This is a genomic window from Planomonospora sp. ID91781 (assembly GCF_015711595.1).
In the GTDB taxonomy this organism is placed as follows: Bacteria; Actinomycetota; Actinomycetes; order Streptosporangiales; family Streptosporangiaceae; genus Planomonospora; species Planomonospora parontospora.
The window spans coordinates 220,537-232,556 of the sequence record NZ_JABTEY010000003.1; the positions used below are offsets into that span (position 1 = coordinate 220,537).

A 12,020-nucleotide genomic window follows, 5' to 3' on the forward strand; every position below is an offset into this window, starting at 1 on the left:
GCGCGATATCCTCCTCATCAGGAAAAGCGGTCCGACGGGCTTCTGCCGATCTGACTCCGGTGGACACGCCCCCATCCGCACGAGCTTCTCGTGCTGCCTGGGGGTACGTTCGTGAAAGTCGGGCACCGGATGACCGCCGAGAGCCTGCGCACCTCTCCGATAGAAAGAATCGTGGCCCATCTGGTCGACCAGGTCCGGGGTCCGACCAAGGCGGAACAGACATCATGGAAGAACAGCCTTCCAAGGCTGGCCGAAGATCTCGTCGAGGCCGGACTCGGCCAGGTTGAAATGCTCATCGAATCCCAGTTCCTCGACCTCAGTCGTGCTGACGTCGTGCTGGCGGGAATCGATCACGACGGGCGGGACACGTATGTGGCGGTGGAACTCAAGCGCTGGCGCAGCGCGAAGCTCTGCGACGACGACCCGGACCACGTTCGTGTGCCAAACCTGAAAAGCAACCCCAAGCACCCGCTTGTCCAGGTGAGGGGCTACTGTGACCGCTTGATCTCTCTTGCCGGTCCACTGCACGGGGAGGCCGACCGCATCGGCGGCGTCGCCTATCTGCACAACGCCGAGGAGTCAGCGGTCATCGACCTCTTCCACCTCGCCGTGGACGAGCACACCAGGATATTCACCCAGAGCACACGCGGCGCATTCATAGAATATCTCCGCATCAGGTTCTCCCCGAAGCCCGGGAAAGATGCCGCGGATCGATTGCTGAAGGGCTCCGAAGGTCCCGCGAAACCTCTGATGCTCTACGCGTCAGACGTCGTGAAAAAACGCGACCACTTCGTTCTGAGCACCGAGCAGCAGGTCGCCTACAACCAGGTGATGAATGCGGTCGAAGACGCCCGTCGGGCGAGACTGCGGCGGGTCGTCGTCGTCACCGGCGGCCCAGGAAGCGGCAAGAGCGCCGTCGCCCTGCAGTTGCTCAGCGACCTCGGAGCCCGGGGAATCACCGCCTCCATCGCAACCGGTTCCCAGTCGTTCACCCAGAGCCTGCGCCGGTTCGCCGGAGGGGGGAACGGCCGACCGCAGCAACTCTTCCAGTACTTCAACAGCTTCGTCGAGGATAAAGGCCCCAGGCAGACAGTTCTTCTCTGCGATGAGGCCCACCGTCTCCGCGCTACATCCAGACTTCATTTCTCGCAGAAGCACCTCGAGACAGGCCGTCCTCAGATCGAGGAGTTGGTGAACGCGGCCTACGTGCCGGTTTTCCTCCTCGACGAGCACCAGGTCGTCAGGCCGGACGAGATCGGCAGTCTCGCCGCGATCCGCGGTTACGCCGACGCGGAAGGACTCGCGTTCACCCATGTACACCTATCCGAGCAGTTCCGGTGCGGCGGCAGCGACCTGTATGACCGGTGGGTGCGCGACCTTCTGGGCCTTCCTCTCAACGGTCCCGCTCGCACACCCGGGGTCTGGCCGGGCGATAAACGCTTCGGGGTGACCCTGGCCGGGACTCCGGCGGAGATGGAGGCGATTCTCCACGAGAAGATGCGGATGGGATACAGCGCCCGTATCTCAGCTGGGTTCTGCTGGCCATGGAGCAAGCCGGTCGACGGCAGACTTGTGCCTGACATCCGCATCAACGGGTGGGAACGCCCGTGGAACGTCAAGGGTGAACGGAAGGTCGGCAACGCCCCTACCCAGTCCTATTGGGCGCTCGCGGAGGGCGGATTCGACCAGGTCGGATGTATCTACACCGCCCAAGGGTTCGAGTTCGACTGGGCCGGGGTCATCATCGGTCCCGACCTCGTCGCCCGAAGCGGGCGGCTCAGGACCGAACGGAATGGCAACTGCGATCCCAAGGTCAGCGCGCGCTCGGTGGACGACCCGAAGTTCGACCTGCTCGTCCGCAACACCTACAAGGTGCTCCTGACCAGAGGGCTGGCCGGTGTCGTCATCTACGCGGTCGACGACGAGACCCGCGAGTTCCTGGCCACGCTCATCAAGTGAGCCGGTCGGCGCAGGCCGCCGCTTCACCGTCCGGTCAGTGCACCGACCAGCGCACCGGTTCGGCGAGTACGGCGGCGGCCCCGCCGAGGTCGGCCAGCCGGGCGGCGAGAGTGGCGGCGGCGAGGCGTCCAGGAAGCGCCACGCTGAACTTCAAGCCGTGCAGGGCCTTGTCGTCCACGTCGGGAAGACAGAGCCTCCCGGCGGCGCCGGCCGTTCCCGCTTTCCACGTCTCGAGAGTGAGGTCGTCGCGCAGGCGGACGGAGGCGTGGTCGACGCGCTGGCCGGGAACCGCGACGCCCTCCAGAGTGGCGGCCAGCGTGGCGTTGGCACGACAACCCGCCCAGGTCCACCAGCGGACGTCACCCGTCCCGGGATCCCGGGTGACGACCGTGCCTGCAGGATCAACGGTGTCGGGCGCGTCCTCCCTGACGGCGGCGAGCCGCTCGGTCGCGCGGCGGCTGAGCCGTACCGGGGGGTCGGCGCCGCACAGGACCGAGCGCATCGCCCGGGACAGTGCGAAGGAGAGCCCACCGTACCCGGGCCCGCCCCAGCGGGCTCTGCCGTGCCCGTCCGCGGGCTCGACGAAGCAGCGCCGTCTCGACCAGTCGATGGAGGTGACCCGCCAGGTCCGCCCGGCGAGCAGTAGCAGGCGGGGACCTTCGACCTCCTCGGTGAGGAGCGCGGGATCGGTCCGCCCGATCTCCTTGCGTCCGGACAGCACGGTGAACTCGGGCGCGGCGGTGAAGACCGCCGTCATGTCCATGAAGTGGCGGCGGCCGAACCGGCGTTCGGCCTCGGGACCGACGAAGAGCATGCCATCGTCCTCGTCCAGATATCCCTGGGCCAGCAGGTGCCGGAGAATCGGCACGGCAGGTGCGCCGAAGGGGCCGAGCCCGCTCCACCACTCCTGCCAGGTCCGGTCACCGATCCGGTGCTCCTGCAGGCAGAGGGCGAGGATCTGCTGGGCGGCGATGTGCCGGGGCTCGGGCGGCGCGGTGACCGGCTCGACGAACCCCTGCCCCCACAGGTGCAGGAGTCCCGCGGCCTGCAGCAGCGACTCCTCGTCCAGTGCCAGGAACAGGCAGTTGCGGACAGAACCGGGCCTGCGGCCGGTGCGGCCGATCCGCTGCAGGAACGAGGCGACCGTGGCCGGCGCGCCGATCTGCACCACCCGGTCGAGGTCGCCGACGTCGATGCCGAGTTCCAGCGTGGAGGTGGCGACGATGACGCAGTCACGCGCCTCGGCGAAGGCCTGCTCGGATCGGTGCCGCTCGTCGGCGGAGAGCGAGGCGTGGGACAGGAACACGGTGACGCCCCTGGCGCGCAGCGCGTGTCCGAGCTCCTCGACCAGCCGCTTGGAGTCGCAGAACACCAACCGCTTCTCCCCGCGGTGCAGCGCGGCGAGGAGCGTCGCGGCGTTGGAGACCGACCCGACGTAGTCGAGTTCGACGTCACCCGGCGGCACTGGCGCAGATCCGGCCGCCCCGTCGGCGCTTCCCGGTCCGGACGCGGCCTTCCCGCCAGGATCCCCCTGCCCGGACGAGGCCGTCCCGTCGCAGGCTGTACGGCTCGGCACGGGCACGGACTCCGTCTCCGGGGCCACGACCGCTCCCGGCCTGGTCCCCGCCCCCGCCCCCTGCAACCAGCCGAGCAGTTCCGGTGGGTTGCCCACGGTCGCCGAGAGACCGACGCGCTGGATCGGTCTCCCGGCCAGGCGGGTGAGCCGTTCCAATACGGCCAGCAGGTGCCAGCCGCGGTCGTCACCCGCGAAGGCGTGGACTTCGTCGACCACGACCGCCCGGAGTCCCGCGAAGAGCCGCCGGTGATCCACGTTCACGCTGACCAGCATCGACTCGATCGACTCGGGTGTGGTGAGCAGGATGTCCGGCGGATCGCGCAGGATCCGCCCACGCTGCGCGGTGGAGACGTCACCGTGCCAGAGCGCGGCGCGGCGGCCGGTCCAGCCCGCGTAGCCCTCCAGCCTCGGCAGGAGATTGTTGAGCAGGGCCTTGATCGGACAGACGTAGAGCACGGACAGCCCGCGCCAGTCCGCGGTGGTCATCCGGCTGATCAGCGGGAACATCGCCGCCTCGGTCTTACCGCCCGCGGTGGGCGCCAGCAGCAGGGCGTCCGACCCGGCGAGCAGCGGTCCGACGGCCGCCTCCTGCAGCGGCCGCAGCCCCGGCCAGCAGAGCGTGTTGACGATGTGGTGCAGGACGACGGGGTGAAGGCCGCCCGCGTCCGGGGACGACCCGGCCTTCACGGCAGGTCCAGCTCGATGTCGTCGGTCGTGAGCGCGTTCCGCTCGATCTCGTTGAGCTCCGCGGAGCGCACGGTGAGCCGGTAGTGCTCGCGGGGGTCGAAGTCGGGGAACTGGTCGACCCGGTCGAGTACGTCGCCGACGAGCTTCTTCAGGAAGACCCGGGGCGCGACTCCCGCCCTGCCGCCGAGCGAACCCGCGACCGCCTCGGCCAACAGCGCGACGTAGGCGTCGTCGACCAGGTCGGGCACCCGGGAGGACGCTCCGGCCGCATACAGGTCGCGGACCCGGCTGCCCAGCTCCAGCAGGCCATCGCGGGTGAAGCCCGGCAGCCGGATCTGCACCGCGCGCGGGTTGTCGAAGCGCGGGTCGGTGGTGAAGTCGGCCGCCAGCCGGGAGGCCAGCGGGGGCAGCCGCTGCAGGCCCTGGTGCCCCTCGAAGAAGGCGGGGGTCCCGGTGACGAGCACGTACAGCCCGGGGAACCGCCCGGAGTCGATCTCGTCGACGAGCTGCCGCAGCGCGTTCAGCGCCTTGTCCCGCACGTCGGAGCGGACCCGCTGCAACGTCTCGACCTCGTCGAGGACGAGCAGCAGGCCCCGGTGGCCGGAGTCGCGCAGGACCGTCAGCAGCCCCTGCAGGAAGCCGAGCGCGCCGAAGTGGTCCAGGTCCCCGCGCACCCCAGCGGCGCGTTTGGCCGCCGCCGACACGTGCGGCTGGCCGCCCAGCCAGGCGAGCACGCCCTCGGCGGTCACCGGATCTCCCCCGGCGACGGCGGCCCGGTAGCCGCGCAGCGCGGCGGCGAAGGTGGGCGCCGAGCGGCTGACCTCGGCCAGCCGTTTCTCCAGCAGCGCCTCGACCGCCCTGTCCAGCGCCTCGGTGTCGGACTCGGAGACGCCGCCGACCAGCGCGTCCTCCTCCAGAGTGAACATCCACGCGTCGACGACCGAGCGGAGCGCGCTGGGCGGGAACTCCGCGGTGGACAGGTTCTCGCAGAGCCGCCGGTAGACGGTCTCCAGCCGGTGCAGCGGCGTCTCGGTCTCGGAGATCTGCACCTCGGCGACGGCCAGGCCGTGCCGCTTGGCCCGCTCGGCGAGCCACCGGGCGAAGAACGTCTTGCCGGAGCCGTACTCGCCGCGGACCGCCTTGAAGACCGCTCCGCCCTGGGCCGCCGTCTCCAGCTCGGCGTCGAGCGCGGCGGTGAAGCGGCCAAGGCCCACCGCCAGCAGGTCGAGCCCGGCGGAGGGGACGGTCCCGCGCCTCAGCGCGTCGATCACCTCGCGGCGGCGGCGCTCACTGACCTTCACCATCTGTCCCCCCCTCACGGTCCGTCCCGCCTCCTCGTGCCCTGCGACGTCGCCTGCGGCCCGCGCCGTTTCCCGGTGTCCTTCCACGGTCTCGTGCCCCGTCACGGCCTGGCGACCCCGAATTGATCGGCGAGCAGGACGGCGTCGAGTTCCACCGTCACCTCGTCGGGGTCGTAACTTATCGGATCGTAACCGTCGACGCTGAGCACCCTCCGCACGGCGGCCAGCACGTTCCGCAGGCGCGCGGCGGGGACCTCCGCGGCGGCCGACAGGGTGCTCTCGTGGAGCCGGCACCCGCCCGCGAGCAGGGCGCCGAGGACGGCGCGGACCCGGGCGTCGTCGGGGGCGGCTCGGCCCGCGCGGGCCTTCTGCGCCGCGTACGGCTCCGATCCGAGCAGGTCGTCGAGGAAGCGCTCCCAGCCGGGAGCGGCCGGTGCGGCCGGTGCGGTCACCTCCTCGATCGCGATCAGCTCGCCCTGCGCCTCGGGGGCCTTCGACCTCGCGGCGGTCTTGGCACCACCCCTGGCGGCGGCCTTCGCACGGGCCGCACCGGTAGGCGGCTCCCCCGCCGGGCCCGCCGTCGCCACCGCGCTGTGCCACCAGGCGGGCTCCTGGGCCGGGGCGGGCCGCCATCCGGCGATCTCGTCGACCGGGGTGGCGCTGAACACCGCGAACGGCACCGCGACCTCGGCCCCGGACACGCCGCCGTGGTAGCCGGCGCGCTTGTACCCGTAACGGATGTCCTCCCGCCAGGGCAGCACGACGCGACCACCGCCGAGGAGCACCCGCCGCCCGGAGACGAGGATCTCTCCGTCTCCGGCTGGCTTGCCCGACGGACGCCAGCGCCCCGACTCCGACCCGGTGCCGGAGCGCAGCTCGCTGTCGCGTTCCACCACGTGGCCGTGGTCGGAGGTGAGGACGAGCAGCCGCCCGGAGATCCGGGCGGCCTCCAGCAGCGCCTCCAGGTGCGTCACCCGGTCGGCCGTCCACGCGATGGCCGGTCCTGTCTTGTCGAGCGAGTCGTCGACCGCGTTGAGCACGACGCCGACCACCTTCGCAGGCCCTTCGACGGCCGCCTTCACCCCCGGGTCGAGGGCGTGCCCGTCGGGGGCGCGCAGGTCGTCCTTGTGGAACAGCCGTGCCTGCGCGTCGCCGACGGCGCCGGGGAACGCGGTCTTCTCGTCGTATTGCCCGCCGGTGTGCAGCGTCCCGGTGAGCAGGCTGGTACGGCAGGCCTCGGTGACGGTGGGCAGCGCCGGGAGCAGCACCCGCCGGTGCCCGAGGGAGGAGTCGACCAGTTCGGTCCAGCGCCGCGCGGCGAGGCTCTCCGCCAGCTCGGCGAGCACGCCTGCGGACATGCCGTCGACGACGACGAGGAGCGACCTGCCGAGCGGGCGCACGAGCGTGGCGAGCGCCGACTCGATCGGGACGAGGGTGCCGGGGTCGCTGTCGGCGGCGATCACCGCGGCCAGGTGCCCGGCGAGCCTGCGGTCATGTTCGCCGCGGCGGGCCGCGACGGCGGCCAGCAGGTCCCGGTAGGCGGCGGCGACCGCGTCGTCGGGGTCACGGACCCCGCGGAAGGCCCACTCCACGTAGGCGCCGGTGCGGACCTGCTCATGCAGCGCGTCGGCGAGGGTGGCGGCCTCCCCGCCGGGGACGGCCAGCCAGCGGAGCAGCCGCAGCGCCATCCTCGCGGCGTCCGTACGCGCGTTGAACCCGGCCAGCTCGTGCGCCGCGACCCGGCCGTGCGCGGCCTCCGCCGCGGCCAGCGCCGCCGCGTCCGGGACCGTGTTCAGCGCCGTGTTCAGCACTGTGTCCGGCGCCGTGTCCGGGACCGCCGTGTCCCGCGCGGGGAGGCAGCGCCGCAGCTCCGTGGCGAACGCGCGCAGCCGCAGCTCGTAGGAGCCGGGCAGGAGGGTGGAGTCGACCAGGAGCCCCTCGGCGTTGAACTCTCGCAGCAGCGCCTCGGCCCGCTCCAGCAGGCTGTCGGGACGGTCGAGCTGGCCGACCAGCGCCTCCGCCGCCCGCGACCAGGCCTGCGCCTGCTCGGCGGGCAGGTCCGCTCCGCCGACCCGGGCCCTCAGCAGGCCGCGGGCCTCGGCCGCGTCCCGGGCGCCGTCCCTCCAGAGCAGCCCCGCGACCAGCGCGAGCGGTACGGCGTCGCCGCTGTGCCCGGCCTCCGCCGCGCGCAGCGTCCAGGTCCCGGCCGCCCCGGTGACACCGCTCAGCCAGCCGGTGAGTCCTTCCCGGACATCGTCGGGCAGGGACGTCAGCCGGTGGACGGCGACCGGGTCCAGGCTCCAGCGCAGCAGCCCGAGCGCGTCGGGGTGGTCCGGGGAGAGGTGGCGGTCACCGTCCCGGGACGCGCCGAGCACGGCCGAGGCCAGATGGCCGAGGGCGTGGTCGCGGGTGAGCGTCCCGCCGGGGGCCTTCGGCCAGCCCTCGGCGGGCTCCCAGCGGGTCAGGGCCCCGGCGGCCCAGCCCTCGTCGAGCAGGAGCGGGTCGATGTCGCGTGCCTGGAAGGACTGCTTGAGCATGTCCCAGGGACGCAGCGTGAGCAGCCGTCCCCGGAGGAGGTGCGCGCGGATCCCGATGCCGAGGTCGGCGTCGTCGAGATCGGTGACGACGACGAGATAGCCGTCGCCGTGCCGGAGCATCGCCTCTCGTACGGCGAGCGGGGACGGGCAGACCTCGACCCGGACGGCGGTCCCGTTCACGGTGAGCTCCCGCTCGGCGGTCCATTCCAGGCGGGCCTGGATGCCGACCACGCCTCTGCGGTGGCCGGACTCCTGGAGCCCGTTGACGATCGTGCGGATCAGCGGCAGGGTCGCGGCGGTCAGGGAGGAGCCGGACGACGGCCGGGGGTGATGGGCCGAGGTCGCGGGCGCGGTCACGGGCGCACGCTCCAGGTGACGGTGATCCGCGCACCGGGGTTGCGCTCGGCGAAGGTCCGCACTTCCGCCAGGGCGTCGGCGATCCGGTCCGCCTCGACGGTGATCGAGCCCGCGGGGGGCGGATCGGGCGGGATCCGGCCGGCCAAGAGCTCCCGGGCGGTGCGGCGGGCCTCCAGCAGCACCGCGCCCAGCGCGGTCTGGAACTCGTCGCGGGCCGCCGCCTCGCGGAGCCGTTCCAGCACCTCGGCCGCGCGCGGCTCGTGCGTCATGGAGGCGACGGCCTCCAGCAGGTCCCAGTCCATGTCCTTCAGCCGTGCCGCGACGTCCCGGGCGGAGCTGAGCGACTTGGCGAGGACCTCCTCCACGGCGGACGCCCGCGCCTGCACGAGGGCCTCGGCGAGGTCTGCGGCATCGCCGTTCTCGTCGAGCAGCCCGGCGACCAGCGCCGCCGCGTCCCGGGCGGTGGCGTACCGGCCCGCGTCCTCCATCAGTCCGAGGACGTCGCGGTGGGTGCCGAGCAGGGCGACGAGCTCGCGGGCGGGGAGCTGGAGGTCACGGGCCCGCTCGCGGACGGCCGTGGCCAGCCGGTTGACATTGGCCGCCGTGCGCAGCGGCGTGACGTGCACACCGAAGAGTTTCGCCGCCCGCTCCACGGCCCGCCTCCAGGTCGCCTCGTCCGGGAGCCGGGGGAGCCGGAGCTCGTAGCCGCCGTCGATGCGCTCCAGCGGCGGCCGGGCGACGGGCCCGCCGCCCTTGGCGTACCACTCGCGGTCCTGGGCGAGCGCGAAGGCCGCGACGACCAGGCCCCGGGTCAGCGGGTCGAGCCCGCGCGGCTGCGGCTGGTCGAGCCACGCGATCAGCCGGTCGACGCCGATGGCCTCGTCGAGGCCCTCCTGTGCGGCCCGCTGGATGAAGTGCCTGCGCAGCGGGAACGTGTCGGCGTTGAACAGGAAGGCGTTCTCCAGCGCCTCGCCGACGCCGAGCGGGTTGGCGACCTTGCGGAGCACCTCGCGGTCCTTCACCGGCATGGGGACGCGCCTGCTCTCCTCCGCGGCGGCTGCGTCGAGATACTGCAGCACGAGGGCCGCCTCGGCCCGGCGGACCTCACCGGCGAACTTCGGATGGTCGGGGTACTGCGAGCCGAGCATCTGGTCGAGCAGGTTCGCCAGGCAGTCCGCCAGCCGCGCGCCGACCGGCGCCCCGAGGGTGAGCCGGGGGTCGAGGGTGGCGTAGAACGCCGTGTGCCCGCGGGTCGTGTCGATGTCGGCGGGGTCCCGCGGCGCCGCGCCGTACGCCTGCTGGACCACCTCCCGGATCTTGGTCTCCAGGGTGGTCCGCCGGTTGGCCAGCAGCGCCCTGGCGGCGGCGCGGTCCTGGACCGACAGGTGGCTGGCGTTCTGCTCGTAGCGGTCGGCGGAGGCCAGCAGGTGGCGGAGCGCGACCAGCTCGCCGAGGTCCCGCTCGCGCTCCTCGGTGAAGAAGGCGGGGACCCACGCCACGCTCCGGCTCTCGACGCCCTCGCGCTCCAGCTTCTCGAAGCGGGCCAGGTCGTGCTCGGGACCGTATCCGGCGTCGTCGAACGGGAAGTCGATGACCAGCTTCCAGCGGTCGCCGTCCGCGCAGAGCGCGTCCCGGCTCAGCAGGTCCTCGTTGCGGATGTTGCCGTAGACGATGTCGACGACCCGGCGGCTGCCCCGCCAGACGAACGAGTGCGTGTAGACGCCGCCGATCGTCTCGGTCGGCACGGTCACGCCGAGCGAGTCGAAGACGATCTCCCGCAGCAGGCGCTGCCGCTCGCCCTTGGTGTCCTGGTTGCGGACCCGCTCCAGCACGCTCTCGTAGTCGACCCCGGCGAGCTGGACGCTGATCAGCGGGTTGGCGGGGTCGTCGGCGAAGTGGATCTCGCTGACCCCGGAGCGGGCCAGGTGCTTGAAGAGCGCCAGGACTCGCTTGTCCTCCTCGCCCCTGAGCGGGGTGACGATGGTGCCGTGGTTGAGCGCGGCCAGCTTCCGCGCGGTGAGCGCGGCCAACGCCGGGACGCCGGGCGCGAGGGCGGCCAGCAGGGCGGTCTTCACCAGGCGGGCGTCGGTGACGAACGGGTGGGTGCGCGGCAGGCCCCGGGTCTCCTCGACGGAGGCGAGCTTGTGCTTCTGGAGCAGCCGGGGCAGCAGCTTCTCCTCGTACAGCGCGCGCGCGTTGGCGAAGTGCCGCTTCATCTCGTCGGTGAGCGGCACCACCCCGGCGTCCATCAGCACGTCGTAGACGTCGCCGACGGGGATGATGTCGTCGACGGTCAGCTCGCCCCGGCCGCGCCGGAGCAGCTCGGCCATGGTGCGCAGCGCCGTGCGCTCCCGCTGGAGCAGCCCGGAGAGCGCGACCATCGTGGAGACCAGCGCCGGGGAGAACGGGTAGGTGCTCTGGAAGGCCGCCGCGTCGGAGGAGCCGTCGGGGCCCTCCAGCAGCACGTTCCAGACCTTCGGCTCACGGGTCACCTTGCGGAAGGCCGCCTCCAGCGTGCCCTCGGCCCCGGGCCGCTCCTGCAGCAGCCGCCGCTTCAGGATCACCGGGAGGTTCCGGTCCTCCAGGGTGATCTTGTTGAAGCGGTCCTCCCACCAGCGGAACGTCTCGCCGATGGCGTACTTCTCCGCGCCGGGGATGTTCGTGCCGAGGAAGTCGCGCAGGTCGCGCTGGCGGGCGACGAAAGACACCAGCGGGATGGCGCGCCGGCCGGAGGCCGACTCGACCAGCTTGGCGACCTTGGCGCCCTCCCGGCCGACGAAGGCCGGGTCGGAGCTGCGGGAGGCGAGCCAGAGCACCAGCTCGTCGAGGAAGAGCACGGCGCAGTCGTAGCCGAGCCTCCGGGCGTGGGCGCTGACCGCCTCCAGCCCCTCGTCGAGCGGGAGGTAGGCGGCGCCGCGCGTGTAGCCAGTGAAGTAGGCCCCCACCAGCGCGGAGACCAGGCTGGCCCGCGTGGGGTCGCCGGCCTCGGCCCGGCGGGCGGCCTCGTAGGAGGCGGCGTCCCAGTTCCCGGCCAGGCCGCCCCAGCCGGGGTTGGACATCGTGCCGAGCCCGGCGAAGAACACCTCGTCGCCGAGGCGGGCCCGGAGGTTGTCGGCGTCGGCGAACAGGCCGTCGGTGCTGTGCACCTCGGGCAGATCCGCCTCCGGGTGGAGCCGGCGGATCTGCTCGACGTAGCCGCCGAGCACGGCCTCCTCCAACGTCTCGACGCCGACCAGGTGGTAGGTGAGGCAGAGGATCCGGCGGCCGGACAGCCACGGGTCGTGCCTGGCGAGCGTCGGCGCCAGGTCCCGCATCCCCCAGGCGTCGGGGTCGTGCCGGAGTACGGCGTGCAGCACCGACATGAAGTGGCTCTTGCCGGAGCCGAACGAGCCGTGCAGGAAGGCCGCGTCGCTCCGGTTCTTCTCCAGCGCGCCCTTCACCAGGGACAGGGCCGCGTCGAAGCTCCCGGCGAGCTGGTCGGTGACGACGTAGCTGTCCAGGGTCGGCTTGACCGCGGAGACGCCTTCGCCGAGCTTGAGCACGAAGTCGTTCGCGCTCAGCTCCTCGGGGATGTGCAGGACGTCCCTGAGCGGGGTCGCCATC

The 12,020-nt window shown here is 72.4% G+C and carries 5 protein-coding genes; 1 reads left to right on the top strand and 4 read right to left on the bottom strand.

The window, feature by feature from the left end; all coding sequences use genetic code 11:
• Positions 1–171 precede the first annotated feature (171 nt).
• Positions 172–1,959 (top strand): DUF2075 domain-containing protein, encoded by a 1,788-nt coding sequence (locus HS048_RS31355; protein ID WP_307832712.1) that lies wholly within the window; start codon positions 172–174, stop codon positions 1,957–1,959.
• A 34-nt stretch (positions 1,960–1,993) separates the two neighbouring features.
• On the opposite strand, the gene HS048_RS31360 is transcribed toward HS048_RS31355, so the two are convergent.
• The 4 genes from HS048_RS31360 to HS048_RS31375 all read right to left on the bottom strand — a co-directional run bounded on the left by HS048_RS31360 (position 1,994) and on the right by HS048_RS31375 (position 12,019).
• Positions 1,994–4,222, bottom strand: coding sequence for a DEAD/DEAH box helicase (locus tag HS048_RS31360; protein ID WP_196469676.1), 2,229 nt, complete (start codon positions 4,220–4,222; stop codon positions 1,994–1,996).
• Complete coding sequence (brxD, locus tag HS048_RS31365; RefSeq protein WP_196469677.1) at positions 4,219–5,526, bottom strand: BREX system ATP-binding protein BrxD; 1,308 nt, start codon at positions 5,524–5,526, stop codon at positions 4,219–4,221. Before brxD ends, HS048_RS31360 begins: the two co-directional genes overlap by 4 nt.
• A 98-nt stretch (positions 5,527–5,624) precedes the next feature.
• A complete protein-coding gene (gene pglZ / locus HS048_RS31370; protein ID WP_196469678.1) occupies positions 5,625–8,417 on the bottom strand; it encodes a BREX-2 system phosphatase PglZ in 2,793 nt (930 codons plus the stop codon).
• On the bottom strand, positions 8,414–12,019 hold the full coding sequence (locus HS048_RS31375) for a hypothetical protein (protein WP_196469679.1): 3,606 nt from the start codon (positions 12,017–12,019) through the stop codon (positions 8,414–8,416). The genes pglZ and HS048_RS31375 overlap by 4 nt, the downstream gene beginning before the upstream one ends.
• Between the last annotated feature and the right edge of the window lies 1 nt (position 12,020).